General features: G+C 70.5%; 24 protein-coding genes. 19 read left to right on the top strand and 5 right to left on the bottom strand.

Annotated elements, in window-relative coordinates:
* Positions 1-155: 155 nt before the first annotated feature.
* On the top strand, positions 156-3,137 hold the full coding sequence (locus WA640_RS02935) for an ATP-binding protein (protein WP_335985996.1): 2,982 nt from the start codon (positions 156-158) through the stop codon (positions 3,135-3,137).
* 60 nt (positions 3,138-3,197) lie between these two features.
* On the opposite strand, the gene WA640_RS02930 is transcribed toward WA640_RS02935, so the two are convergent.
* From WA640_RS02930 to WA640_RS02920, 3 genes are all read right to left on the bottom strand, one after another.
* Positions 3,198-4,055 (bottom strand): ABC transporter permease, encoded by an 858-nt coding sequence (locus tag WA640_RS02930; RefSeq protein WP_335985995.1) that lies wholly within the window; start codon positions 4,053-4,055, stop codon positions 3,198-3,200.
* 36 nt (positions 4,056-4,091) lie between these two features.
* Positions 4,092-5,048 carry an ATP-binding cassette domain-containing protein gene (locus WA640_RS02925; protein WP_335985994.1) on the bottom strand — a complete coding sequence of 319 codons (957 nt, stop codon included), beginning with the start codon at positions 5,046-5,048 and terminating at the stop codon, positions 4,092-4,094.
* 115 nt (positions 5,049-5,163) lie between these two features.
* Positions 5,164-7,542 (bottom strand): HAD-IC family P-type ATPase, encoded by a 2,379-nt coding sequence (locus WA640_RS02920; RefSeq protein WP_335985993.1) that lies wholly within the window; start codon positions 7,540-7,542, stop codon positions 5,164-5,166.
* Positions 7,543-7,686: 144 nt separating this feature from the next.
* Here WA640_RS02920 and proS point away from each other — a divergent pair, with 144 nt between their 5' ends.
* The 15 genes from proS (at position 7,687) to WA640_RS02845 (ending at position 19,912) form a co-directional block, all read left to right on the top strand.
* Positions 7,687-9,093, top strand: coding sequence for a proline--tRNA ligase (gene proS, locus WA640_RS02915; protein WP_335985992.1), 1,407 nt, complete (start codon positions 7,687-7,689; stop codon positions 9,091-9,093).
* Between the two features lie 161 nt (positions 9,094-9,254).
* Complete coding sequence (gene rpsP, locus WA640_RS02910) at positions 9,255-9,755, top strand: 30S ribosomal protein S16 (RefSeq protein WP_106361928.1); 501 nt, start codon at positions 9,255-9,257, stop codon at positions 9,753-9,755.
* A gap of 3 nt (positions 9,756-9,758) precedes the next feature.
* The gene (locus WA640_RS02905) at positions 9,759-9,989 is read left to right on the top strand and encodes an RNA-binding protein (protein ID WP_026922808.1); all 231 of its coding nucleotides are present in this window, start codon (positions 9,759-9,761) and stop codon (positions 9,987-9,989) included.
* Between the two features lie 64 nt (positions 9,990-10,053).
* Positions 10,054-10,551 (top strand): ribosome maturation factor RimM, encoded by a 498-nt coding sequence (rimM, locus tag WA640_RS02900; RefSeq protein WP_335985991.1) that lies wholly within the window; start codon positions 10,054-10,056, stop codon positions 10,549-10,551.
* Entirely contained in the window at positions 10,551-11,321 is a 771-nt protein-coding gene (gene trmD / locus WA640_RS02895) for a tRNA (guanosine(37)-N1)-methyltransferase TrmD (RefSeq protein ID WP_106361930.1), read from the top strand. Before rimM ends, trmD begins: the two co-directional genes overlap by 1 nt.
* Positions 11,322-11,409: 88 nt before the next feature.
* Positions 11,410-11,760: a 50S ribosomal protein L19 gene (rplS, locus tag WA640_RS02890; RefSeq protein ID WP_106361931.1), complete on the top strand. Its 351-nt coding sequence runs from the start codon at positions 11,410-11,412 to the stop codon at positions 11,758-11,760.
* Between the two features lie 78 nt (positions 11,761-11,838).
* Positions 11,839-13,011, top strand: coding sequence for a signal peptidase I (lepB, locus tag WA640_RS02885; protein ID WP_335985989.1), 1,173 nt, complete (start codon positions 11,839-11,841; stop codon positions 13,009-13,011).
* Complete coding sequence (gene lepB / locus WA640_RS02880; protein WP_245888837.1) at positions 13,008-13,706, top strand: signal peptidase I; 699 nt, start codon at positions 13,008-13,010, stop codon at positions 13,704-13,706. Before lepB (WA640_RS02885) ends, lepB (WA640_RS02880) begins: the two co-directional genes overlap by 4 nt.
* A gap of 26 nt (positions 13,707-13,732) precedes the next feature.
* On the top strand, positions 13,733-14,359 hold the full coding sequence (locus WA640_RS02875; RefSeq protein WP_335985988.1) for a ribonuclease HII: 627 nt from the start codon (positions 13,733-13,735) through the stop codon (positions 14,357-14,359).
* A gap of 111 nt (positions 14,360-14,470) precedes the next feature.
* Entirely contained in the window at positions 14,471-14,773 is a 303-nt protein-coding gene (locus WA640_RS02870; RefSeq protein WP_106361934.1) for a DUF2469 domain-containing protein, read from the top strand.
* A 42-nt stretch (positions 14,774-14,815) separates the two neighbouring features.
* A complete protein-coding gene (locus WA640_RS02865; protein ID WP_335985987.1) occupies positions 14,816-16,294 on the top strand; it encodes a sensor histidine kinase in 1,479 nt (492 codons plus the stop codon).
* Positions 16,295-16,572: 278 nt separating this feature from the next.
* Positions 16,573-18,246, top strand: coding sequence for a nitrite/sulfite reductase (locus WA640_RS02860; protein WP_442904655.1), 1,674 nt, complete (start codon positions 16,573-16,575; stop codon positions 18,244-18,246).
* Positions 18,243-18,446, top strand: coding sequence for a hypothetical protein (locus WA640_RS02855; protein WP_335985985.1), 204 nt, complete (start codon positions 18,243-18,245; stop codon positions 18,444-18,446). Before WA640_RS02860 ends, WA640_RS02855 begins: the two co-directional genes overlap by 4 nt.
* A gap of 25 nt (positions 18,447-18,471) precedes the next feature.
* Positions 18,472-19,182 carry a phosphoadenylyl-sulfate reductase gene (locus tag WA640_RS02850; RefSeq protein WP_106361937.1) on the top strand — a complete coding sequence of 237 codons (711 nt, stop codon included), beginning with the start codon at positions 18,472-18,474 and terminating at the stop codon, positions 19,180-19,182.
* The gene (locus WA640_RS02845; RefSeq protein ID WP_335985984.1) at positions 19,175-19,912 is read left to right on the top strand and encodes a sirohydrochlorin chelatase; all 738 of its coding nucleotides are present in this window, start codon (positions 19,175-19,177) and stop codon (positions 19,910-19,912) included. Before WA640_RS02850 ends, WA640_RS02845 begins: the two co-directional genes overlap by 8 nt.
* A 41-nt stretch (positions 19,913-19,953) precedes the next feature.
* Here the strand turns inward: WA640_RS02845 and WA640_RS02840 are convergent, their stop codons facing one another.
* A complete protein-coding gene (locus WA640_RS02840; protein ID WP_106361939.1) occupies positions 19,954-20,403 on the bottom strand; it encodes a hypothetical protein in 450 nt (149 codons plus the stop codon).
* 32 nt (positions 20,404-20,435) lie between these two features.
* On the opposite strand from WA640_RS02840, the gene WA640_RS02835 reads away from it, so the two are divergent.
* Positions 20,436-21,392 carry a diacylglycerol/lipid kinase family protein gene (locus WA640_RS02835; RefSeq protein WP_335985983.1) on the top strand — a complete coding sequence of 319 codons (957 nt, stop codon included), beginning with the start codon at positions 20,436-20,438 and terminating at the stop codon, positions 21,390-21,392.
* Between the two features lie 840 nt (positions 21,393-22,232).
* Positions 22,233-22,496 (top strand): WhiB family transcriptional regulator, encoded by a 264-nt coding sequence (locus WA640_RS02830; RefSeq protein WP_030154989.1) that lies wholly within the window; start codon positions 22,233-22,235, stop codon positions 22,494-22,496.
* Positions 22,497-22,764: 268 nt separating this feature from the next.
* Here the strand turns inward: WA640_RS02830 and WA640_RS02825 are convergent, their stop codons facing one another.
* The gene (locus WA640_RS02825; RefSeq protein WP_335985982.1) at positions 22,765-23,214 is read right to left on the bottom strand and encodes a hypothetical protein; all 450 of its coding nucleotides are present in this window, start codon (positions 23,212-23,214) and stop codon (positions 22,765-22,767) included.
* Between the two features lie 243 nt (positions 23,215-23,457).
* Here WA640_RS02825 and WA640_RS02820 point away from each other — a divergent pair, with 243 nt between their 5' ends.
* A complete protein-coding gene (locus WA640_RS02820; RefSeq protein WP_335985981.1) occupies positions 23,458-25,161 on the top strand; it encodes a D-glucuronyl C5-epimerase family protein in 1,704 nt (567 codons plus the stop codon).
* Positions 25,162-25,239: the final 78 nt, after the last annotated feature.

Below are 25,239 nucleotides of genomic sequence, written 5' to 3'. Positions count from 1 at the left end.
CACCGGTTCGAGGGAATCCGCCGGGCAAATACCGACATCCTGCCCGACCGGGACGCCCTGAGCAGGGCGATCACCGCGAAATCAGTTCGTCCGAAAGCCGACAGTTCTGAAAGAAGCGATTGGCGGGCGTCGGACCCTTCGGCCACACTGGTCGGGTGACTGACTCGCTGCTCATCGGACGCGACCATCCCGCCTCCGCCCTGCGCGCGGCCGTCGACCGCACCGCGGCCAGCCACGGCGGACTCGTCCTCGTCGTCGGCGAGGCCGGCATCGGCAAGACCGCCCTGGTCACCGCGGCCGCCGCGGGCCGCCGCGACGAGCTCCTCGTCGCCTTCGCGACCTCCTGGGAATCCGAGGCCGTCCCCGACAACTGGCTGTGGCTCCAGGTCCTGCGCTCGATCCGCGGCCAGTTCGGCGAGGACGCCTGGCGGTCGCTGCGGCCCGCCCCCGCGATCGACGTGTTCCTCGGCGAGGGCGACGGCGCCCGGCCCGTCGACTTCGAACTCCACGACGCCGTCACCCAGCTGCTCATCTCCGCCTCGCGCCTCCGCCCGCTCCTCATCGTCCTCGACGACCTGCACTTCTCCGACGCCGCGAGCCTCGAACTGCTCAAGTTCGCCTGCCAGCACACGTTCTTCGAGCGCATCCTGTTCGTCGGCACCTACCGCGACTCCGAGATCGACCCCGGCCACCGCCTCCGCGGCCGCATGCTCCAGCTCGTCTCCAAGGCCGCCATGGTCGGCCTCGACGGCCTGGGCGACGACGGCGTCGCCGCCCTCGTCGAGGCCACCGTCGGCGCCGCCCCCGACCCCGACACGGTCGCCGAGATCACCCGCCGCACCGGCGGCAACCCGTTCTTCGTCGAGCAGACCGCGCTCCTGTGGGCCTCCGGGCAGCCCGTCGACGCCACGAGCGCCGGGATGCGCGACGCCCTGCGCCGCCGCATCGACCAGCTCCCCGAGCCGATCCTGAGGATGCTCGTCCTCGCCTCGGTCGGCGGCCGCGAGTTCCACGCCCGCATCATGTCCCAGGCCTCCGGCATCGACCTCCAGCGCATCGAAGGTGCGCTCGACACCGCCGTCCAGACCCGCCTCGTGCGCCGCGAACGGGACCGGTACGTGTTCGTCCACGACCTCGTCCGCGAGACCCTCTACAACACGATGGAGCCCGACGAGGCCGCCCACCACCACGGCTGCGTCGTGCGCGCCCTCGTCGCCGACGAGTCCCTCCAGAAGCACATGCTCATCACCGAGATCGCCCACCACGCCTGGCTCGCCGGAGACGACCTCGACCCTGAGATCGCCGTGGACCTCATCGCCCGCGCGGGCGCGAAAGCCAACGCCTGCATGAGCATCGGCGGCGCCGAGAAGTTCTTCCGCCGCGCCGTGGAGCGCTGCACGCCCGCCATGGCCCGCAAGCGGATCGTGCTGCGGATCCAGCTCGCCGACGCCGTGTGGTGGCTCCGGCGCGAGGACGAGGCCCGCGGCGTCTACGCGCTCGCCCTCCAGGAGGCCGAGGACCTCGGCGACCCGATGCTCCTCACCCGCGCCGCCATGGGCGCGCCCCAGGCCGAGCGCCTGCCTGAACTGATGCGGCTGAAGACCCTCGCCTACGAGGGCCTCGCGGGCGGGCCGCCCGAGCCGGGCCTCGACCACGAGGCGCTGACCCGGCAGCTGCTGTACCGCTTCATGATCGCCGCCCGCGAGTCCGGCGACGAGGAGGACATCTCCTTTGGCCTGTGGGCCTCCCACGCCGCCAACTGGGGTCCCGGCACCGCCGCGCAGCGCCAGGAGATCGTCGAGGAGCTCGCCGAGATCACCCGCCGCACCGGCGACGAGGAGATGCGGCTGCTGTCCTCCTCGCTGCGGTGGGTCGTGCTCCTGGAGCAGGGCGACCCGGCGTTCCTCGCGCAGCTCGCCGAGTTCCGCGCCCTCGCCGACGCGGCCGAGACCGACCACTGGCGCGGCGGCTCCAGCGTCGACCAGGCCATCATCGACATGTTCCAGGGCCGCTTCGACGCCGCGCAGGCCCGCATCGACGAGGCCGCCGCGCTCATGGACGGCGAACGCCCCCACCTCGACCTCGTCGACCACCTCCGCTGGGAGCTCCAGCTCGCGCGCGGCGAGGCCCCCGACGTCTCCGACGTGCACCGGTCGCATTTCGGCGGCCAGTACGCCGACCTGCTCTCCGGGATCAGCGCCCTGCGCCGCGGCGAGATCGGCCGGGCCCGCGGCCTCCGCGACCGCCTGGCCGCCGCCGACGGTCAGTACGGCTCGTGGGAGTCGCTGATGCTGCGCTTCGAGGCCGAGCTCGCGGCCGCCGACGGCGACGCCGATCTCGCCCGCGGCGTCTACGACCGGCTCGCGCCCTACCCGGACGAGTGGCTGGTCGCCATGTGGGGCACCAGTATCGCCGGTCCCGTCAGCTACTGGCTCGGCGTGCTCGCCGTCGTCCTCGACGAGCCCGAGCGCGCCGCCGCCCACTTCAAGACCGCCGCGGCCCAGGCCGACCTGCTCGACGCGGCGCCGTGGTCGGCCCTCGCCCGCGCCGGGCTCGCCTGCCGGGCGGCCCCGGCCGCGCCCGCCCCCGACGCCGGCAGCGTCTTCCGCCGCGAGGGCGCCACCTGGACCCTCGCCTACGCCGGGTCCGTGCTCCACCTGCCGCACGCGAAGGGCCTCGCGGACCTCCGCGAACTCCTCTCCCACCCGAACGAGGAGATCGCCGCGGCCGACCTGCTCGACCCGTCCGAGGCCGTCAGCGCCGACGCCCGGCTCGGCGGCGACGACCTCCTCGACCCCGAGGCCCGCGCCCGGTTCCGCGAGCACCTCGAAACGCTCGACGAGCAGATCGACACGGCCGCCGCGATCGGCGACGACGCCCGCGCCGCCGCCCTCGACGCCGAGCGGCAGGCCCTCATCGAGCACCTCAAGGCCGCCACCGGCCTCGGCGGCCGGTCCCGGCGCCTCGGCGACAACCACGAGCGGGCCCGCAAGACCGTCACCAACCGGATCCGCAACACCCTCAAGAAGATCGAGGACGGCCACCCCGCCCTCGGCGAGCACCTGCGCGCGGCCGTCACCACCGGCTCCTCGTGCGCCTACCGCCCCGGACCCGACGCTCCCGAGTGGACCTTGTGACGCGAAGGGGCCGGGAGGGTCTCGACCCTCCCGGCCCCGCCGGGTGTTCTCAATGAAGCGTCACTTGCGGTTGTAGGCCCGGAGCGTCAGGAACCCGAACACCGCGATGAACCCGGCCGACCAGATCAGCGTCGTCGCGACCGCCCCCGACGGCGACGTGCCGTCGAACAGGCCCCGCACCCCGTCCACGAGCTGCGAGATCGGCGTGTTCTCCACGACCGGCCGGAGCCAGCCGGGCATCGTCGCCGGGTCGACCATGATGTTCGACAGGAACGTCAGCGGGAACATGATCGACATCGAGATCGACATGACGGTCTTCTCCGACCGCGTGATCAGCCCCAGCCACGTCCACACCCACGAGAACGCGAAGCAGAACACCAGCAGCAGCGCCACGCCCAGCAGCACGCCCGCCGCGCCGCCCGCGGGCCGGTAGCCCATGATCATCCCGGTGCCGAACATGATCGCGCCCGCCGCGGCGTACCGGAACATGTCCGCCAGCAGGTACCCGACCATCGGCGCGGCCCGCCAGATCGGCAGCGTCCGGAACCGGTCCGACACGCCCTTGTTGATGTCGATGTTCACCGACATGCCCGTGTAGATCGTCGTCATCACGATGCTCATGACCATGATGCCCGGCAGCAGGAACTGCAGGTAGTCGCCGGTGCCGCCCGCGATCGCGCCGCCGAACAGGTACGTGAACATCAGCAGCATGATGATCGGGAACACCAGGATGTCGCCCAGCTGCTCGGGCACGTGCTTGATCTTCAGCATCGAGCGCCACGCGAACGCCCGCGCCGACGCGAACGCGCTCGGCGGGGCCGGCCGCTCGCCCTGGTTCAGTAGCTTCCGCAGCCGCTCCTTCTCTACCGGTGCCGGCGCGTCCTGGTCGGTGCTCGTCTTCGTCTCGGTGAAAGCCATGATCGGTTCGTCCTCTGTCTCTCTCAAGTGGGCTGTCTAGGCGCCGACGCGCTCGGTGAGGGCGAGGAAGACCTCGTCCAGGCTCGGCTGGCCGAGCGAGAAGTCGTCGACGAGGATGCCGGCCTTCGCCAGCTCGCTCAGCGCGTGCGCGCCCTGCACGGCGTTGTCCTGCCCGGGCAGCAGACGCGCGGTGAGCGCCACCGGGTCGTCGTCGAGCTCGACCTCTGCCCGGAGCGCGTCGGCGAGGACGGTCCTGGCGTGCTCGCGCTGGTCGGTGTGGTGCAGGCGCAGCTTGATCGAGCCCGCGCCCACCGAGGACTTCAGCTGCCCCGGCGTGCCCTCGGCGATGACCTTCCCGGTGTCGATGACCGCGATGCGGCTCGCCAGCTGGTCGGCCTCCTCCAGGTACTGGGTCGTCAGCAGCACCGTGGTGCCCTCGCCGACGATGGTCCGCACGACCTCCCACACCTGGTTGCGGCTGCGCGGGTCCAGGCCCGTCGTCGGCTCGTCCAGGAACAGGAGCTTCGGGGTGATGATGATCGACGCGGCGATGTCCAGGCGCCGCCGCATCCCGCCCGAGTACGCCTTCACCTGCTTCCCCGCCGCGTACGAGAGCCCGAACGCCTCCAGCAGGTCCCCGGCGCGCGACCGCGCCGCGGGCTTCCCGAACCCGTACAGCCGCGAGAGCAGCACCAGGTTCTCCACGCCCGTCAGGTCCTCGTCCAGCGACGCGTACTGCCCCGTCAGACTCACCTGCGTGCGCACCGCCGACGGGTCCGCCGTGATGTCGTGCCCGAACACCTCGGCCCGGCCCGCGTCCGGACGCAGCAGCGTCGCCAGCATCCGCACCGTCGTCGTCTTCCCCGCCCCGTTCGGCCCGAGCACCCCGTACACGGTTCCGGCCGGGACCTCCAGGTCCACGCCGTCGACGGCCTTGATCTCCTTGAAGTGCTTGACGAGCCCCTCGGCCCGGATCGCGGTCTCGCTTGCCATGTCGGCCTCCTGAGTGAATTACTGCCTTCACTCCGGAGGCGCTACACGCCTGCGAGAAGCCGCAAGGCCCCGCTACATCGCGTGTAGCGGGGTCCCGAAGGAGACGTGGCGGCGGTCAGTCCGCCAGGTGCTTCGGCCGCACGACCAGCCAGAACAGCAGCGTCGCCGCGCCGCAGCCGACCGCGATCGCCGCCGCAGTGGTGTTCCACACCCCCGGCAGCGACAGCTCGTAGAACCGCGCGAACGGCGGCACCGCCAGCACCAGGACGAACGCGCCCGCGCACACCCCGACCAGCAGGCCCTTCCACCACACGTACGGCTTCGCGACGATCGCGAGCGCCACCAGCGCCAGGCTGAACAGCGTGATCGCCGCCGTCGTCTGCGGCTGCGCTGAGTCGTAGCCGTCGTGCGCGAGCGCCGCCAGGTACACCGCGAACGTCGGCACCGCGCAGCAGATCCCCGCCGGGATCGCGAACTTCAGGACCCGCTTCACGAACCCGGGCCGGGCCCGGTCGAAGGTCGGCGCGAGCGCCAGGAAGAACGCCGGGATGCCGATCGTGAACGCGTTGATGAGCGACTGGTGGATCGGCAGGAACGGGTACGGCAGCGGGTCGTTGCCCGCGAACCACGCGATCGACGCGCCCACGGCGATGAACAGCGCCAGCGCGATCGCGTACACGGTCTTGGTGAGGAACAGGTTCGAGACCCGCCCGATGTTCCCGAGCACCCGGCGGCCCTCGGCGACCACGTGCGGGAGCGTCGCGAACTCGTCATCCAGGAGCACGACCTGCGCCACGGACCGGGCCGCGGCCGAACCCGACCCCATCGCGATCCCCAGGTCCGCGTCCTTCAGCGCGAGCACGTCGTTGACGCCGTCGCCGGTCATCGCCACGGTGTGCCCCCGCGACTGGAGGGCCTTCACGAACGCCTGCTTCTGGTGCGGCTTCACGCGCCCGAAGATCGTCGCCCGCTCCAGCAGGTCCGCGAGCTCCTCCGGGTCCTCGGGGAGGCGCCGGGCGTCCACGGTGTCCGCGGCGCCCTCGACGCCGAGCTGCGCCGCGACCGCGCCGACCGCGGCGGGGGAGTCCCCGGAGATGATCTTGACGGCGACGCCCTGCTCCTTGAAGTAGGCGAGGGTCGCGGCCGCGGTGGAGCGCAGGCGCTGGCGCAGGACCACGAGCGCCTGGGCCTTCACACCGGTGACCCCGCCGGTGGTCGACGCCGTCTCGGCCGTGACGAGCGAGAGGACCCGCAGGCCCTGCGCGGCGAGCATGTCGGCCTCCAGGAGCACCGGGTCCCCGGCGTCCAGGAGCACGTCGGGCGCGCCGAGGAGCCACGTGCCGTGGTCGGTGAAGCGCGTCCCGGACCACTTGCGGGCCGAGGAGAACGGCATGACGTCGATGACCCGCCACCGCGGGTCGGCGACCGACTGCTCCTCCAGGTGCGCCGCGACGGCCTGCATGGTCGGGTTCGGGCTGTCGTCGGCCGCGGCGAGCGCCGCGAGCGCTTCGAGGGACGCGGCCCGGTCGCCGCCCTCGATGGGGCGGATCTCGTCGACGTCCATGCCGCCCTCGGTGAGCGTCCCGGTCTTGTCCAAGCACAGCACGTCGGTGCGGGCGAGCCCTTCGATCGCGGGCAGCTCCTGCACGAGGCACTTGCGGGCGCCGAGCCGGACCACGCCGACGGCGAACGCCACGGAGGTGAGCAGCACGAGGCCCTCGGGGATCATCGGGACGATCCCGGCCACAGTGGAGACGATGATGTCGCGCCAGTTCTGCGCGTCGGCGGCCTGGCTGATGATGAGGAGGATCGCGATCGGCACGATGAGCCAGTTGATGAGCTTGATGAACCGGTTGATGCCCTCGCGCAGCTCCGAGCGGGCCAGCGTGAACTTGCTGGCCTCCTCGACGAGCTTGGCGGCGTAGGAGTCCGCGCCGATGTGCTCGGCCCGGAACAGGCCGGTGCCGGCGACGGCGAACGAGCCGGACCTGACGTCGTCCCCGGGGGCCTTCGCGACCGGGTCGGCCTCGCCGGTGAGCAGCGACTCGTCGATCTCCAGGTTGCGGGACTCCACGACGGGCCCGTCGACGACCACGCGGTCGCCGGGCTCGACGAACACGAGGTCGTCCTTGACGATCTTGTTGGGCGCGATCTCCTGGACCTCGCCGTCGCGCAGGACCTTCGCGTTGGCCTGGTTCATGAGCGAGAGCTTGTCGAGCGTGCGCTTGGCGCGCAGCTCCTGGATCGTGCCGATGAGGATGTTCGCGATGATGACGCCCGCGAACAGGCCCTGCTTCCAGCCGCCGAACGTCACGGCGATCACGGCCAGCACGCCGATGACGGCGTTGAGCGGGGTGAACAGGTTGGCGCGCAGGATGGCCGAGAACGGTCGGCTCGTGTGCCGCTTGGCCTCGTTGACGGCTCCGGCCTCGACGCGCTCGGCCACCTCGGCGGCCGTCAGGCCGCGGTCGCCTGCCAGCATGGGTGTTGTCACGTCGACAGCTTATGCGACGTTCGCCGTCCTGTATCACCGCCGAAGGACCGGGATACGGCAATCGGCCCTCGGCCGTCCGACGGAGGTCTCAGCGCCGGAATCCGATTGCGGCCCGGCGGGGCCCGTTCCGTAGAATCCCTGATTATGGCCAATGTACTCACACCGCAGGGCGAGGACTTCCCTCGCTGGTACCAGGACGTCATCGCCAAGGCCCAGCTGGCCGAGAACGGGCCGGCGCGCGGCTCGCAGGTGATCCGCCCGACCGGCTTCGCCCTGTGGGAGCGCATGACGGCCGAGATGGACGCCCGCATCAAGGAGACCGGCACCGAGAACGCCTCGTTCCCCCTGCTGATCCCCGAGTCCTACTTCACGCGCGAGGCCGACCACGTCGAGGGCTTCGCGCCCGAGCTGTGGATGGTCACGCACGGCGGCGGCAAGGAGCTCGAAGAGAAGCTCGCGATCCGCCCCACCTCCGAGACCGTCATCGGCGAGTACATGGCGAAGTGGGTGAACTCCTACCGCGACCTGCCCCTGCTGCTCAACCAGTGGTGCAACGTCATGCGCTACGAGCTGCGCACCCGCCTGTTCCTGCGCTCCTCGGAGTTCCTGTGGCAGGAGGGCCACACCGTCCACGACAGCTACGAGGACGCCCACGCGTTCACGCTGCGGATCCTCCACGAGGTCTACGCCGACTTCATGGAGAACGTGCTCGCGCTGCCCGTGCTGCGCGGCATCAAGACCGAGGCCGAGCGCTTCGCCGGGGCCCTGAACACATTCGCCGTCGAGTCGCTCATGCGCGACGGCAAGGCCCTCCAGATGGGCACCTCCCACGAGCTGGGCCAGAACTTCGCGAAGGCCTTCGACATCCAGTTCCAGGGCAAGGACGGCAAGCAGGCCCACGGCTGGACCACCTCCTGGGGCACCTCGACCCGCATGATCGGCGGGCTCATCATGGGCCACGGCGACGACTCCGGGCTCCGCGTGCCCCCGAACCTCGCGCCCGTCCAGGTCTGCGTCATGGTCGTCAAGGACTCCGACGAGGTCCAGTCGGCCGCGCGGAAGGTCTTCGACGAGCTCAAGGGCGACGGCCTGCGCGTGAAGCTCGACGACCGCGCCGACACGGCCTTCGGCCGCCGTGCCGTGGACGCCGAGCTCAAGGGCTACCCGGTCCGCATCGAGATCGGCCCCCGCGACCTGAAGAACGGCGAGGCCACAGTGGTCTCCCGCGTCGAGGGCTCCAAGCAGACGATCCCGCTCGGGATGCTCGCCGAGGCCGTCGCCGCCGCGCTCCAGGGCGCGCAGGAGCAGCTGTGGAACGAGGCCCTGGAATTCCGGGAGTCGCACACCGCCGACACGGCCACCGTCGAGGAGGCCGTCGAGGCCGCCCAGACCGGGTACGCCCGCCTGCCCTGGGACGCCTGCGGCGTCGAAGGGGAGCGCAAGGCCGCCGAATCCTCGGTCACCGTGCGGGTCCTGCAACGCGAGGACGGCTCAGTACCGGACTCCCTGGATGAACCCGGTCTCATCGCCTACCTCGCCCGGTCGTACTGATCCGGCCGTGCGCTAGACTCGGTCGCTGTACATGAGCTTTGGGACGGGTGCCCTCTCAACAACCGTGACGCAAAGCCAGGTTTCAGCGCGAACGCAATCCGGACTGATTCCCCTGGAAGGCGTGCGCGCTGCGTGATCCTTATTACAGGAGTAACAAGAACGTGGCAGTGAAGATTCGCCTCACGCGCATGGGGAAGATCCGTACTCCCCAGTACCGCATCGTCATCGCCGACTCGCGGACCAAGCGCGACGGCAAGGTCATTGAGAACGTCGGGATCTACCACCCGAAGGAGAACCCGTCCCGGATCGAGGTCAAGTCCGACCGCGTCCAGCACTGGCTCTCCGTCGGCGCCCAGCCGACCGACCAGGTCAAGGCCATCCTCCGCAAGACCGGCGACTGGCAGCGCTTCAAGGGCCTGCCCGAGCCGGGACCGCTGAAGGTCGCCGAGCCGAAGCCCGAGAAGGAGTCGCTGTACGTGGCGGCCCTCAAGGAGTCCGGTATCGACCCGTCGAAGGCCTACGTCTCGGAGGAGGCCGCCAAGGCCGCCGACACGAAGCCCGCGTCGAAGTCGAAGAAGTCCGCCGAGAAGGCCGACGAATCCGCTAAGACTGAAGAGGTCAAGGCGGAGGCCACTGAGGCGTCCGACGAAAAAGGGGAGTAGACCGTGCTGCGACCGGCGCTTGAACACCTTGTGAAAGGCATCGTCGACCACCCTGACGATGTCCGTGTCCGTCTGGTCGACTCGCGTCGCGGCAAGCGCCTGGAAGTCCGGGTCAACCCGGACGACCTGGGCACGGTGATCGGCCGCGGCGGCCGCACCGTCAACGCGCTGCGGCAGGTCATCGGCTCGATCGGCGGGCGCGGCATCCGCGTCGAGGTCGTCGATTCCTACTGAGGTCTGAGTGCGACAGCCCCGGGGGTCACCCCCGGGGCTGTTGTGCTGCAAGGAGAGGCAAGCAATGGCAGAGGTCGTGGTCGGCCGGATCGTGCGCCCCCACGGGCTGCGCGGCGAACTCGTCGTCGAGGTCCGCACCGACGATCCCGAGGCCCGGTTCCAGCCCGGCGTCGAGTACGCCACCAAGAACGGCCCCCTGAAAGCCGTCTCGGTGCGCTGGCACCAGGGCCGGCCCATGGTCGGCTTCGAGGGCGTGCCCGGCCGCACCGAGGCGGAGCTGCTGCGCGGCGTGCTGCTCTCGGTCGACGTCGACGAGGACGACCTCGCCGAGGACGAGTTCCGCGACGACGACCTCGAAGGGCTGAAAGTCGTGGAGGCCGACGGCACCGAGGTCGGCACGGTCGCCCGCATCGAGCACGGCGCGGGCCACGAGACCCTCGTCGTCAAGCGCCAGGGCACGCACCCGGCGCGCATCCCGTTCGTCGCCGAGATGGTCACCGAGATCGACTTCGAGGCCGAGGTCATCATCGTGGACCTCCCGCCCGGGCTGCTGGAGCTGTAGTGAAGATCGACGTCGTCACCGTCTTCCCCGAGTACCTCGCGCCCCTCGACCTCTCGCTCATCGGGCGCGCCCGCGACAAGGGCCTGCTCGACCTGAACGTCCACGACCTGCGCCGCTGGACCCACGACGTGCACCACTCGGTCGACGGGGCCCCCGCGGGCGGCGGCGCCGGGATGGTCATGAAGCCGCAGCCGTGGGGCGAGTGCCTCGACGAGCTCGTCCCCGGTGAGGAGCGGCCGCGGCTGCTCGTCACCAGCCCCGCCGGGCGGCCCTTCACGCAGGCCATGGCGCACGAGCTGGCGGCCGAGCCGTGGCTCATGTTCGCCTGCGGCCGTTACGAAGGCATCGACCAGCGGGTCGTCGACTACGCGGCCGACCGCATGGAGGTCACCGAGGTCTCCATCGGCGACTACGTGCTCTTCGGCGGCGAGGTCGCGGTCCTCGCGATCGTCGAGGCGGTGACGCGGCTCGTCCCGGGCGTGCTCGGGAACGCGGCCTCCCTCGACGACGAGTCGCACAACGCGGGCCTCCTGGAGGCCCCCGCCTACACTCGGCCCGCCGAGTGGCGCGGCCACGAGGTCCCGCCGGTCCTCCTCTCGGGCGACCACGGCAAGGTCGACCGGTGGCGGCGTGAGCAGGCACTCCTCCGCACCGCGCGGGCCCGGCCGGATTTGCTGGAGCGCCTGGACCCGGGTAGCCTCGATGAACGTGACCGGCTCCTCCTCGAAGGGGCCGGGTTCGCCGCGCCCACGCAGGGTGTGGCAGAGTAAGACGGTTCCCCGCGACGTCCCGCCCGTTCAAGCGGTACCTCTCCCGGATCGGAACCCGTGAACTTTTCATCAACGAGGGTTGAAACCAATGAACATTCTGGATGAGCTGAACGCCGCCTCCATGCGCGCCGACGTGCCGGACTTCCGTCCCGGCGACACCGTCAAGGTCAACGTCCGGATCCAGGAAGGCAACCGGTCCCGTGTCCAGGTGTTCCAGGGCGTCGTGATCCGCCGCCACGGCGCCGGTCTGGGCGAGACCTTCACGGTCCGCAAGATCAGCTACGGCATCGGCGTCGAGCGCACCTTCCCGGTGCACGGCCCCATGGTCGACTCGATCGAGATCGCGATGCGCGGCAAGGTCCGCCGCGCGAAGCTGTACTACCTGCGCGACCGCAAGGGCAAGGCCGCGACCAAGATCAAGGAGCGCCGCGAGGTCTGATCCTCAAGCGTCTTCGGAGAACCCCGGGCACCCGCCCGGGGTTTTTCCATACCCTCCGTTTTCCGCTACGCTCACCGCATGAGTCCCGGTTCCTCCGACGGGGCGAAGGGCCCCCGCCGCATCGATTGGAGCCGCCTCCCCGGTCCCGGCGGGCCCGGCGCCCCCGTGCCGCCGAAGGGCCCCGCGAAGGCGCATGGCGTCCCGTTCGCGGGCCGCCCGCCCGCCACCGACGCCACCCAGCGCCTGCACCGCCCCGAAGGCCCCACGGGTGCGCGCGACCGCGTCAGCGCCTCGCACGACCGCGTCTCCGCCTCCCACGACAAGGTCTCGGCCGCCCACCGCACCGTGCCGCGCGACGCCGCACCCGGCGACGCCGGCAAGCCGAAGAAGGAGTCCGAGAGCCGCCTCTCGCAGCCGCACAAGCGCCAGTACCTGTCGCTGTGGATCGAGCTGCCGCTGCTCCTCGTCGTCGCGTTCTCCGCGGCGGTCCTGCTGCGCACGTTCGCCGTGCAGCCCTTCTACATCCCGTCCGGCTCCATGGAGCAGACCCTCCAGGAGGGCGACAAGGTCCTCGTCCTCAAGCTCACCACCACCCTGCGCACGCCCCAGCGCGGCGAGGTGGTCGTCTTCCGCGGCACCGACTCCTGGGACCCCGAGTACCGGCCCGCGGGCGGCGGCGGGGGCTGGGTCGACGACCTCACCACCGGCGTCCTCGACCTCATCGGCCTCGCCGAGCCCGACGAGAAGGACTTCATCAAGCGGGTCATCGCCGTCGGCGGCGACACCGTCATGTGCTGCGACGCCGACGGGAACGTCGTCGTCAACGGCGTCTCCCTCCACGAGGACGAGTACGTCTACGACAACGCGCCCGTCGAGCCCGAGCCAGGCACCTGCCACTCGCGCCGCTTCGACCAGGTCACCATTCCCGAAGGGGAGGTGTGGGTGATGGGGGACCACCGCGGCAACTCGAAGGACTCCCGGTGCCAGGGCCCGGTCCCGGTGGAGAACATCATCGGCCGGGCCATCGCCCTCGTGTGGCCCACCGACCGGGCCACCGAACTGGCGATCCCCGACTCCTTCGACGCGCTCGACGGGACCACCGGAACCGAAGGGGCCCAGTCCGCCTCGGGCGCCGTCGGGGACGGCCGCCCGGCGGCGTGGGGCACGTCCTGGGAGTCACCGCCTTCGTTGCCCGCCACCGGTACCACCGCCCCTGCCGTCAGAGCGCGAGCGCGTAGACTCGCACCGTGATCGAAGAAGGGCAGGCGCCCGGCGCCGACGGCGAGGGCGCCGAGGAGACCTCCGACAAGCAGCAGCCCAAGAAGAAGGGGTCGTTCTGGAAGGAACTCCCCATCCTCCTGGGCGTCGCCATCCTCGTGGCGATCGTGGTGCGCACCTGGGTCGTCCAGACCTACTACATCCCCTCCGGGTCGATGGAGAACACCCTCCAGATCAACGACCGGGTGCTCGTCAACAAGCTCGTGTACGACTTCTCCGAGCCCGAGCGCGGCGAGATCATCGTCTTCACCGCGCCCGAGTCGTGGCGGTCGGTCATGGAGGAGGACGAGTTCATCAAGCGGGTCATCGCCGTCGGCGGCGACCACGTCGTGTGCTGCGACGACCAGGGGCGCATCACCGTCAACGGCGTCGCCCTCGACGAGGACTCGTACCTGTTCACCAACCCGGTCACCGGGGAGCAGGACCCGCCCTCCCAGGACCCGTTCGACGTGATCGTCCCCGAGGGGCGCCTGTGGGTCATGGGCGACCACCGCTCGGCCTCCGGCGACTCGCGCGAGCGGTTCATCCGCACCGGCGGGAACGTCGACGCCTCCACGATCGAGGTCGACGCCGTCATCGGCAAGGCCTTCGTCCTGTTCTGGCCCTTCGGCGACTTCAACTGGTTCTCCATCCCGGAGACCTTCGACGACGTCCCGGACCCCTCCTGACCGTGCTCCGCCCGGACCCTTCCCGGATGCGGCGCGACGGCGACCTGTACGCGCTGGAGGCCGCGCTGTCCCGGCGCGGCCTCGGCCCGGTCGCCGGGACCGACGAGGCCGGCCGCGGCGCGTGCGCCGGACCCCTGGTCGTGGCGGCGGTGATCCTGCCGCCGAGCGCCCGGCTGGAGGAGCTGAACGACTCGAAGCTGCTCACCGAGGCCGCGCGCGAGCGCGTCTTCGAGCGGCTGCGCCGTTCCCGGGCCCTCATCGGCGTCGTCTCGTACTCCCCGCAGGAGATCGACCGGCGCGGCGTCGGCGTCTGCAACCTGGAGGGCATGCGCGTCGCCGTGGCCCGCCTGCCCCAGCGGCCCGGGTACACGCTCACCGACGGGTTCCCCGTCCCGGGCCTGCCCGGGAGCCTCGGGGTCGTCAAAGGCGACCGCACGGCCGCGTGCGTCGCCGCCGCGGGCGTGGTCGCGAAGGTGACCCGCGACCGGATCATGGCCGAGCTCGACGGCCGCCACCCCGAATACGGCTTCGCGATCCACAAGGGATACGGGACGCCCGCCCACGAGGAGGCGATGCGCCGCTTCGGGCCCTGCAGGGAGCACCGCTTCTCGTACGCCAACGTCGCCGCGCTCGCCGTACCCGCCGCCGCCTGAACCGGGTTTACCGGGTCCTCCCGGCGTGAATCCGGGACGGGCAAGGCAAGCCGCGTCCGCGGCGGGGCATGCGCGCACTATCGTGGTTACCGTCGCATTGAAGGAGGAGCGTTGAGCGCCGAGGACCTCGAGAAGTACGAGACCGACATGGAGTTGCAGCTGTACCGGGAGTACCGGGACATCGTGCGGCAGTTCACCTACGTCGTCGAGACCGAGCGGCGGTTCTACCTGGCCAACGCGGTCGAGGTCAACGTGCGCGGTGCCGACGCCGAGACCTACTTCGAGGTCGAGATGAGCGACGCGTGGGTCTGGGACATGTACCGCCCGGCCCGCTTCGTCAAGCACGTCAGAGTCCTGACCTTCAAAGATGTGAATGTAGAGGAGCTGGACAAGCCCGACATGACGCTGCCGTAGAGGACGGGCCGCGGCTCCGATCCCGCCGCTACCATTGGACCGGTGTCCACACTCCGTGATGTGATCAGCGCGCACACCGACCTGACGTCGAACTCCGCGGCCCACCTCCAGCGGCTCGTCGCCGAATGGCAGCTCCTCGCCGACCTCTCCTTCGCCGACTTCCTCCTCTGGGGCGCCGTCAAGGACCACCCGGGCCGGTACGTGTGCCTCGCCCAGGTCCGGCCCACGACCGGCCCCACCGCCTACGAGGAGGACCAGGTCGGGCGCACCCTCGAAGGCGAGGACGCGAAGCACCTGAGCGTCGCGTACACCGAGGGCCGGATCTTCCGCGAGGGCGACCCGGTCTGGCGCGGCGACGTCGCCGCCCGCCACGAGGCCATCCCGGTGCGCCGCCGCGACCGCAGCCAGGTCATCGCCGTCGCCGCCCGCGACACGAACCTCTCGGACACCCGCAGCCCCTCCCACCTGGAGCTCAACTACCTCAAGACCGCCGACTACCTGGTGCAGATGCTCACCGACGGCGGCTTCCCGCCCCCGCTGCTGCCCGGCGAGCCGACCACCGCACCGCGCATCGGCGACGGCCTGGTCCGCATCGGCGCCGACGGCCTCGTCCGCTACGCCTCCCCGAACGCGCTCTCGGCGTACCGCCGCATGGGCGTCACCGGGCACCTGCGCGACCGCGACCTCGCCGAGCTCACCCGCAGCCTCCCCTCCGACCCCGAGGTCGGCGCCGACGCGGCCCGCCGCATCGCCGACGCGCTCGCGGGCGGCACGCCGCGGCGCAAGGAGATCGAGGCGAAGGGCGCCACGGTCCTCATGCGGGCGCTGCCGCTGCGCCCCGGCGGCAAGGCCGCGGGCGCGCTCGTCCTCGTGCGCGACATCACCGAGGTCCGGCGCCTCGACCGCGAGCTGGTCACCAAGGACGCCACGATCCGCGAGATCCACCACCGCGTCAAGAACAACCTCCAGACCGTGGCCGCGCTGCTGCGCCTCCAGGCCCGCCGCGTCGGCTCCCCGCAGGCCCGCCAGTCCCTGGAGGAGTCCGTGCGCCGCGTCGCCTCGATCGCGCTCGTCCACGAGACCCTGTCCCAGTCCGGCGACGAGTCCGTGGGCTTCGACCAGATCGTCGACCGCGTCGCGTCGATGGCCGTCGAGGTCTCCGTGGCCGAGTCGAAGGTGACGCTGCGCCGCGAGGGCACCTTCGGGGTCCTGCCCTCGGAGTACGCGACGCCGCTGGTCATGGTCGTCAACGAGCTGATCCAGAACGCCGTCGAGCACGCTTACCCGCCCGGCCAGGACGGCGAGGTCGTCATCGGCGTCGAGCGCGACGGCGACCACTTCCGCGTCACGGTCTCCGACCACGGCAAGGGCCTCCCCGAGAACTTCCGCATCGCCGACTCGACCCGCCTGGGCCTCCAGATCGTGCACACCCTCGTCACCGGCGAGCTGCGCGGCACGATCGACATGCGCCCACGCGCCGAAGGCGGCACCGAAGCGGTGGTGGACTTCGCCCTCCAGTAACACTCGTCCCGCATGCCGGTATGGCCGGGCCCCGCGACCGCGAGGTCCGGCCGGACGCGTGTCACCTTCATGTGACCTGCTGTCCAGGGAGCGGGACGTCGAGTGCAGTGGACGGGAACCTGTGTCATGCTTCTAGGCATGTCTCGCGCACACGGGCTCCGACTGGTGGCACGCCGCCACGTCGACTTCTGCCGTGTGTACAGCGCCATGTGTCTCATGTGCGCTTAATTCGCTTCCGGCTTTTCCGCCGTCGAATCCACGCCACACCTGTGTCCGCGATGAGGAGTACCGTGCCAACGCCAACGCGCAAACCGTCCCGCCCCAAAGGCCAAGGCCAGTGGGCCATGGGCCACCGGGAGCCGCTCAACAAGAACGAGCAGTCCAAAAAGGACGACAACCCGCTGAACGTGCGGCAGCGCATCGAGGGCATTTACGCCCACCGCGGCTTCGACTCGATCGACCCCGCCGACCTGCGCGGGCGCTTCCGCTGGTGGGGCCTGTACACGCAGCGCAAGCCCGGCATCGCGGGCGGCAAGACCGGCATCCTCGAAGAGGAGGAGCTGGACGACAAGTACTTCATGATGCGCGTGCGCATGGACGGCGGCCAGCTCGACCTCGCGCAGCTGCGGACCCTCGCCGGGATCTCCAAGGAGTTCGGGCGCGACACCGCCGACGTCACCGACCGCGAGAACGTCCAGTTCCACTGGATCGACGTGCGCGACGTGCCCGAGATCTGGCGCCGCCTCGAAGCGGTCGGCCTCGACACGCAGGAGGCCTGCGGCGACTGCCCGCGCGTCATCCTCGGCTCCCCGGTCGCGGGCGTCGCCGTCGACGAGGTCATCGACGCCACGCCGCAGATCAAGGAGATCCACGACCGGTTCATCGGCGACCGCAGCCTCTCGAACCTGCCGCGCAAGTTCAAGTCGACGATCGGCTGGCTGCCCGACAGCCCGTACGAGGTCAACGACATCTCGCTCATCGGCGCGGTCCACCCCGAGCACGGGCCGGGCTTCGACCTGTACGTCGGCGGCGGCCTCTCCACGAACCCGATGTTCGCGCAGCGCCTGGGCACCTGGGTCGCGCAGGACGACATCGTCGAGGTGTGGCTCAACGTGGTGAAGATCTTCCGCGACTGGGGCTACCGGCGCCTGCGCACCCGCGCGCGCCTGAAGTTCCTCGTCAAGGACTGGGGCGCCGAGAAGTTCCGCGAGGTCCTCGAATCCGAGGCGTACCTGGGCCGCAAGCTCCCCGACCTGGAGCAGCCGCCGGTCCCGGAGAAGCTCCTCGACCACGTCGGCGTCCACAAGCAGCGCGACGGCAAGTACTTCATCGGCCTCGCGCCGGTCGCCGGGCGCGTCTCGGGCACGATGCTCGGCCAGCTCGCCGACATCGCCGAGAAGTACGGCTCCGACCGCGTGCGCGCCACCCCGCTCCAGAAGCTCCTGCTCCTGGACATCCCGGGCGACAAGGTCGACGACGCCGTCGAGGACCTGCGCGCGATCGGCCTGGAGGCCAACCCGTCGCCGTGGCGCCGGTCCACCATGGCCTGCACCGGGATCCAGTTCTGCAAGCTCGCGATCGTCGACACCAAGGACCGCGCCCGCGACCTCGTCGCCGAGCTGGAGAAGCGCGTCCCCGAGCTCGACACCCCCGTGTCGATCCACGTGAACGGCTGCCCGAACGCGTGCGCGCGCACCCAGACCGCCGACATCGGCCTCAAGGGCCAGCTCGTGGTCAAGGACGGCGAGCAGGTCGAGGGCTTCCAGGTCCACCTCGGCGGCGGCCACGCCTCCGCGGCGAGCCTGGGACGCAAGTCCCGCGGCCTCAAGGTCGCCTCGGAGGACCTCGGCGACTACGTCGAGCGCGTCATCCGCCGCTACCTCGCGGGCCGCACCGAAGGCGAGACGTTCGCGCAGTGGGTCCACCGCGCGGAGGAATCCGAGCTCCAGTGAGCGGCCGCGTCGTCCCCTACCACTGCCCGTACTGCGGTGAAGAGGACCTCAGACCCTACGTGCCCGATGCCGACAGCGACGTCGACATCAAGGGCGGATGGCACTGCGCGGACTGCACCCGCGTCTTCGCCGTCAAATACCACGGGATGGCGGCCGCGCCGATCATCGCGCCGCCCTCCACCGGCGACCAGCCGGAGTGAAACACCCCGATCGGAGTGAAGCAGCATGAGCAGCAACGGGATAGGAAGAGACCCATTCGAACTCCGTGACCTCGCGACCGCAGCGGGGGAGCGCCTCGAAGACGCCACGGCCCACGAGATCATCGAGTGGGCGGTCGGCGAGTTCGGCGAGCGCTTCTGCGTGACCTCCTCGATGGCCGACGCCGCCGTGGTGCACCTCGCCAGCGAGGTCGCCCCCGGCATCGACGTGGTCTTCCTCGACACGGGCCTCCACTTCCCGGAGACCCTGGAGGTCCGCGACTTCGTCGCCGCGACGATGAACGTCAACGTGCGGTCGATCCAGCCCGACCAGAGCGTCCTGTCGCAGGACGCCGAGTTCGGGCCGCGGCTGTTCTCGCGCGCCCCCGACGAGTGCTGCTCGCTGCGGAAGGTCCTGCCGCTCAACGCGGCCCTGGCCGACTACGACGGCTGGGCCACCGGCCTGCGCCGCGACGAGGGCCCGACCCGCGCGAACACGCGCGTGGTCGACTTCGACCTGTCCCGCCGCAAGGTCAAGGTCTCCCCGATCGCGAAGTGGACCGAGGCCGACCAGGAGGCGTACATCGAGCGTCACAACATCCCGGTCAACCCGCTGCTCAAGGACGGCTTCCGCTCCATCGGCTGCTGGCCGTGCACCCGCCGCACCGCGCCGGGCGAGGACCCGCGCGCGGGCCGCTGGGCCGCGTTCGACAAGACCGAGTGCGGACTGCATGTCTGAGGAACAGGCGCCTGAACCCGGCGCGGCCCCGGCCGCGGCGGGGACGGCGCCTTCGGGGACGCCGCGGCCGATCGTCCTGGTCGCCCACGGCAGCCCCGACCCGCGCTCCCCGGAGGCCGTCCGCGCCATCGCGCGGGCGGCCGGAGCGGACGTCGGGTTCCTGGAGTTCAACGAGCCGCACCCGGTGGAGGTCCTGCGGGGCATCGCCGACACCGGCGAGTCCGCCGCCGTGGCGCTGCCGCTGCTGCTCACCGACGCCTACCACACCCGCACCGACCTCCCCGAGGTCGCGAAGCGCGCCGAGGAGTCCCGCCCGGGGCTCGCGGTCGCCGTCGCCCGCCCGGTGGGGGACCTCTCGCTCGCGCGGGCCCTGCTCCGCGACCTGCCCTACGGCATCGACGGGCTCGTGGTGTGCGCCGCGGGCACCCGCGTCGACGAGGGCCGCGCTCACGTCGCCGCGATCGCCGACGCGGCGGGCCGCCTCCTCGGCGTCCCGGCCGGCCCCGGCTTCGCCTCGGGCCCGGGCCCCCGACCGGGTGAAACGGTCGAACTGCTGAAGGCCCAAGGCGCCCAGCGCATCGCGGCCGTCTGCTACTTCATCGCCCCGGGCATCCTGTGCGACACCGCGATCGAGTCCGCCCGCGACGCGGGCGTCGTCCACACGGGTGAACCTCTGGGCGCCGCACCGGAACTGCTCGACCTCATCGCGAAGCGCGCCGCGGAGGCGTAGTTCCGCCGGGAGATCGCCTAGTTGTGGTCCGGGCGGGTCGCCTATTCGCTCTCGCTGAAGGGCCTGCGCTCGCCGAAGCCGACCGCGCGCCTGCTCGGGCCGCACAGGATCAGCGCCAGTAGCACCGCCGCGAGCGCCCACGCCGCGACCCCGATCACCGGGTGCGCGGATTCGCGCAGGTAGTACCCGACCGGCAGCCACAGGAGCGCCTGGAACACCGCCTGCGCGACGATGTCGCGGCTCTGGAGGAGCCTGCGCCCGATGAACCAGTAGTACAGCGCCGCAAGCCACGCCAGGAGCGCGATCCCGACGGCCCCGCTGACGGTGTCGACGTCGCCGGTGGCGATCTGGATCAGGGCCCAGGCCCCGGCCGCGACGAGTCCCGTTGCGAGGAGCCAGAACACGCCGGCGGCTGCGGTCAGGGTCCACGGACGTGCGCTGTCACCGTGGCTTTCGGTGACCGCGCCCATGTCGGCGTCGGTTTCGTTCACACCTCCACCGTATCCCGGGCTACGCTGCGCCTATGCGCGACCTGAAAGCAGCGCCACAGCGCGGCCTGCTCATCGTGAACCCGAAGGCCTCCACCGGCTCGCGCCGCCGTACGCGCTGGGTCGTCAAGAGGCTCGACACGGTGCTGGACCTGACGGTGGAGAAGACCGACGGGCGCGGCCACGGCGAGGAGCTCGCCCGTCGGGGCGCCGACGCCGGGTACGACGTGGTGCTGTCCCTCGGCGGGGACGGCACCGTGAACGAGGTCGTGAACGGCCTGGTCGCCGACGGCCGCACCGCCGAGGAGGCGCCCGTGTTCGCGCCGATCCCGGCCGGGTCGACCAACGTGTTCGCGCGGGCCCTGGGCCTGCCGTGGGACCGGCGCCGCGCGTCGACGGCGATCGTGTCCGCGCTGTCGGACGCGCCGCGCACCCGCACCGTCAGTCTCGGTCGCGCGCAGGGCGAGGGGATCGACCGGCTGTTCACGTTCTGCGCCGGGCTCGGCTGGGACGCGTCGATCATCCAGAAGGTCGAGTCGTACCGCAAGAAGCGCAATCTCGGCGCGCACTACGCCCGCGCCGTCATGGCGGAACTGACTGAGCATGGCGTGGAAGGGGATTCGATCAAAGTGGCGCTGTCCACGGGCGAGGAGGTCGAATCGATGGGGATGGTCGTGGTCCAGAACTGCGCACCGTGGACGTACCTCGGCGCCCTTCCGGTGAATCTCAACGCGCGGGCGTCCTTTAATGCTGGACTTGATGTCCTGATTCTGCGTAAACTGGGTTTGTCGGACGCCGCGCTGACCGCCGCTTCACTGCTGGTGGGACGGGACGGACCCGACGGCAAGCACGCGGTGACGCATCACGATCTCTCCAGGATCCGGTTGCGCGCGTCGCTCTCGCAGGCGTTCCAGCTCGACGGGGACTATCTCGGAGAGCGCACCGAACTCGAACTCAGCTCGGTGCCGAAGGCGCTGCGGGTGGCCTGCTAACAACTTGGGAAAACCTCTAGGTGGGTGTTGACAAGTCGCCCGTGAGCAGGCAAGGTTGATTTCGCCATCCCTACCGGGACGGCGCGAGACTTACAACCGAATATCGTCTTTTCGGTGCGTTATAGACCGGGCGTCGTGGGTACTTCTGCCCTGGCGGACTTTACCTCGCAGGGTGTGTCGGCCAACCTTGAGTACCAGTGTGTCAAACCGGTTCGACTCGCTGTCACCGACCCCCTCCTTTACGAAGCCTGCAAGCCGGACAACGGCTTCGGCTCGCGCGGAGGGAACGTGTGGCGGGTGTCGCACGAGGACCCGCGGTAGGGGTCCCTGCGGCACCGGGGAACGAGTTCCCCGAGTCTTCTTCGAGGTAGCACGGTGAGTTCACTCACTTCGTGCTCATTTCCGGAGTCGAACCCTTGACAAATCACCGCCTTGTGAAAGTATTCACAAGGGCCCGGGTCACGGTGCGAACCGGTCGCAGATCCGCTCGCGGAGCTGTAGGTTTGCAGTCGCCATCTGGGCGGCCGACGCCGTAGGCGGGTGTGCCCCCCGGCCCAGTGCGTTCAGCAACGGTGCTGGCGCGACGCGAGGGCATTCCGAGCTCGCGGTGACAACGATTCCCCTTACAGGGAACCGCGATCCGTGCCGAGTGCCCGTCAGCGCCCGTCCGTGTGGTGCGACCGCCGCGGCGATTCCCGCCCGGCGGAACACGGTACGGCGCGCGTGCGGAGCGCGACCTGAACGCCCGGTGCAGGGCCCTTGCGGCCCGCGACGCCCGAACGCAAGAACTCATAACACCGTGAAAGCAAGATGCTTGATGCTTAGCAAGGAGATGTTTTGATGGATTGGCGCCACGAGGCCATCTGCCGCGACGAGGACCCCGAGCTGTTCTTCCCGATCGGGGACACCGGTCCGGCACTGGTACAGATCGAGCAGGCCAAGAACGTCTGCCGGCGCTGCCCCGTGACCGAGGAGTGCCTGCGGTGGGCGCTCGAAAGCGGTCAGGACGCGGGCGTGTGGGGCGGCATGAGCGAGATCGAGCGCCGCGAGCTGAAGCGCCGCTCGGGTGCGCTGCGCACGCTCGCCACCCAGGTCGTCGGCTAGTACTGCGCAATCCCTTGATGTAACCCATCCCTCGAATTTGCGACAACAGAAGCTTGGAAGGCCCGGCATGCCCGCCGGGCCTTCAAGCTTGTCCGTCTCAGGACACGCTGCCGGCCCGCCGAAGGCGGTGGGGTGGGCCCCCGATTGCAAGACTGCCCCAGGGGTACGACAATCCGGTTGCCCAGGGGCATCGCAACGGCCGGGCTCCGGCGCTGGGAAGGGCCCCCGGTTGCAAAGATGCCGGAGGGGTACGACATTTCCGGGCGGGCTAGTGGATCTGGTGGCGCTCGGTGTCGGCGTCGGCTTCCGTCGCGGGGCGGCGCTGGCGGATGCGGATCGTGGTGGTGGCGTCGTGGACCTCGGCCTCGACCTCGTCGGTGAGGGCCCTGAGGACCTGCCACTGGTAGGACCCGGCGTCGGGGAGGGGCTCGCCCTTGGGGCGGCTCAGCACGATCTGGAGGGCCTCCTCGCCCACTTCCAGGCGGCACTTGAGGGGCTCGTCGCCGCTCTTGCGGCGGAACGGCCGACGGCCGGGGTCGGCGGGGATCAGGAGCGCCACGGCGGCGTTCACCGCCGCCCGCAGGTCCTCGATCTCGTCCAGCGAGAACCCGAGGCGGGTCGCCACCGCCGCGGTCGCGGTCGGCAGGACCGACAGGTAGTCGCCCGTCGAGGGGACGTCGAGCAGCAGCACGTCGTCGCGCTCATCGCTCACCGGCATAACCGCTTCCTGTGTCCGAGGGGCTGAGCTGTTCCGCCCTCTCGCTGTAGAGGATAGTGCGGCGCCCTGGGATGCGGGTCCCACCCTTCGCGAATCCCACTCCCGGAGGCGGCTCGTCTCCGCCGCATCCCCCCGGGACTCCATAATGGGCTCCCGAGAACTAGAGTCATATTCGCATTGATCCCCCTGGAAGGAACGAATATGCCTGGTAAGAGCCGATTTGCAGTGAACCGCAGAAGGTTCATGCATCTCGCTGGCGGCGCCGCGGTCGCGGCTGCCGCAGGAAGCGCCGGCGCGGTTGCCGCCGACCCGCTGCCGACGTTCGCGGCCGACGCGCCGCTTGAGGGCCTCGGGTGGCCGCAGCGCGGTGGGACCGTCTTCGAAGCGCCGCTTCCGCCGCTGCCCGACCAGCTAGAGGGCGGCCGCATCGAGCCGCCGAGCGGATACGTCCCTGAGCCGCGAGAAGCCTCCGACATCGACGCGTTCGCCGAAGCGGAGGCGCTCGCGGAGGACCCGCCGACCGCCCTGCCGTTCGAGTTCAACCAGGACGGTTTCACCGCCGCCCTGGACCTGCCGGAGGCCTACCGGCCGTGGCGCGACCGGCCCACGAAGTGGGAGAACATCAGCCCGGACACCCAGTCCTCGTTCCTCGACGAGTTCGGCGTGATCCAGTACCGCTCCGATTGGGATGCGCCCGGCTACGACCACCCCGTCGCCCAGATCCAGTTCGGTCTCGGCTGCGTCACCAGCTACCGCACCGAGCAGGACCCCGCGCGCAAGGAGATGTTCCTGACCCGGGCAAAGGCCCAGGCCGGGCGGTTGATCGAGACCCGCGTGGAGGCCCGCGGCGCCTGGTACTTCCCGTACCCCTTCGACTTCACCCACGGCACCCACAGCGGAGTCGACTACGCGGCCCCCTGGTACTCGGGGATGGCACAGGGCGAGGCCATCAGTCTCTTCATCCAACTCGCTGACCTGGAAGGGGTCACCGAGGAGGAGCGGACGCTGTACCGCGCGGCCGCAGACGGCGCCTTCTACTCGCTGCTGCGCGCCGACGACGGCACCCCGTGGGCGGTCAACCGGAACAGCGCCGGATACCTGTGGATCCAGGAGTACCCGGGCAACACACCGGGCACGGGCGACTATACGTACAACGGCATGATCTTCGCGATGTTCGGCCTGTGGGACTACATCATCGCCACCGGCAACGAGCTCGCCATCGCACTCTTCGACGGCTGCTGCACCACGATCGACCGGTACTTCCCGCTTCTGCGCAACCAACGCTGGATCTCGTACTACTGCCAGACGCACCGGATCCCGACCGTTTCCTATCACCAGCACCACATCAACCTGTTCCGGCAGCTGCACTGGCAGACCGGCAGCCCTCGCTTCGCCCGGATGACCGACCAGCTGACCGACGACTACCCGTCCCCGACCGTGCCCGCGACGTCGACTATCGCCTTCGCCGCCGGCACCCACACCCTGTACCGGTTCGACACCGACGCCGACGGCGACTACGTGGCGGCGAAGGGCGACGCGCAGCTGGAGACCAAGTCGGTGACGTTCGCCCGCGCCACGCAGGCGCCGGCGAACAAACGCCGCCGCATCATGGGCCGCGGGATCTACTACCGGATCAACGCCGGCGCCTACACCGGCTGGTGGATCGGCGAGTACTACCCGAACGCCTACCTGATCGGCCAGTACCTGCCGACCGTGTGCCTCCCTCCCCGGACGCTCACCTTTCCGGCGAACAGCCCGGCGACCTGCTACCTGCTCGACGCCGACGGCATGTTCACCAGCCCCCGCACCGTGACTTTCGCGAACCCCTCGAACGCCCCGTTCGACCGCCGCGCGATCGTCAACGGCCGTTCCATGTACCGCATCTCGGCCGGATCCCTCACCGGCTACTGGGTGTGGGCCGGCAACGTCTCCGCCGACGGCGGCTGATCCGGGAAGAGGACCGGACAACAACGGAGCGCCCTCTCCCGCGGCTCGGGACAGGGCGCTCCGCACGGATGCCGAAGG

Origin of the sequence: Glycomyces sp. MUSA5-2 (assembly GCF_037034145.1) — a bacterium.
GTDB lineage: Bacteria > Actinomycetota > Actinomycetes > Mycobacteriales > Micromonosporaceae > Glycomyces > Glycomyces artemisiae.
This window is presented reverse-complemented; position numbering and strand designations above follow the sequence as displayed.